The organism is Salipiger marinus, assembly GCF_900100085.1.
In the GTDB taxonomy this organism is placed as follows: Bacteria; Pseudomonadota; Alphaproteobacteria; order Rhodobacterales; family Rhodobacteraceae; genus Salipiger; species Salipiger marinus.
This window is the reverse complement of the sequence record NZ_FNEJ01000110.1, coordinates 1-1,018: the sequence shown is the minus strand read 5'-3', so window position 1 is coordinate 1,018 and position 1,018 is coordinate 1. Positions and strand designations below refer to the sequence as shown.

At 70.6% G+C, this 1,018-nt stretch carries 1 pseudogene; it reads left to right on the top strand.

From position 1 onward, the window contains the following. Nucleotides 1-152 precede the first annotated feature (152 nt). A pseudogene (locus BLR51_RS27115) lies at nucleotides 153-1,018 on the top strand (phage tail protein); the annotation flags it as partial.

Below are 1,018 nucleotides of genomic sequence, written 5' to 3'. Positions count from 1 at the left end.
TTCCGGCGCGGGCGCTGGCGCAGCCATGTCGGGCTGCATGTGGCGCGCGGGCGCATGCTGCATATGGACGAGGGCGGCTCGCAGCTCGCTGATCCGGACGGCCCGCTGTGGCGCAGCCGCTTTGTCGGCGCCTTCCGGCATCGGAGCCAGGCATGAGCATTCCGGTTCTCACCGCCCCCTTGCTGGATCCGGGCGCCGCGCGCGAGCGGCTGGAGCTGCCCGAGGGGCTGTCTCTGGCCGAGATCGTCACCCAGGCACTGCCCGGGCTCCTGGCCGAAGACCGGAGCCAGCTGCGGGTGATGCTGGTCAGCCCGACCGGTGCTGCTGTCATCGATCCCCGCTTCTGGCATGTCACCCGGCCCAAGGCAGGGGTGCAGGTGGTGATCCGGCTGGTGCCCGGCAAGGGCGGGGCGCGGCAGATCCTGCTCGCTGTGGTCTCGGTGGCGGCGCTGATGATCGCCCCGCATCTGGCGCCGATGATCGGCGTCACCAGCAAGCTCGGCGTGGCCATGGTCGGGATGGGCCTCAACCTGCTGGGCGCGGCGCTGGTCAATGCCATTGTGCCGCCGGTCACGCCGGATCAGCGCGACAGCCGCCGCAACCGCTATCTGGTCTCGGGCTGGTCCAACGAGCTGCGCCCCGGCGAGGCGCTGCCCTTGGTGCTGGGCCGCCTGCGGGTGGCGCCGGTGCATCTGGCGACACCTTATATGTCGATCGTTGGCGAGGATCAGTTTGTCACCGCTCTGCTGGGCTGGGGCTACGGCCCGCTGAAGATCGAGGACATCCGCATCGGCGACACGCCGCTGGCGGAGTTCGACGAGGTGGAGACCGAGCTGCGCGAGGGCTGGCCCGGCGATGCGCCGGTCTCGCTCTATCCCGAACAGGTGGTGGAGGATGGCGACGGGGTGGAGCTGGTGCGGCCGATGCCGCGCAATGACGCGGGCGAGATCATCGACGGCGCCGAGCCCATCGAGACGCCGGTGGTGCGGGTCACCGCCAGCAATGCCATCCGGGCGTC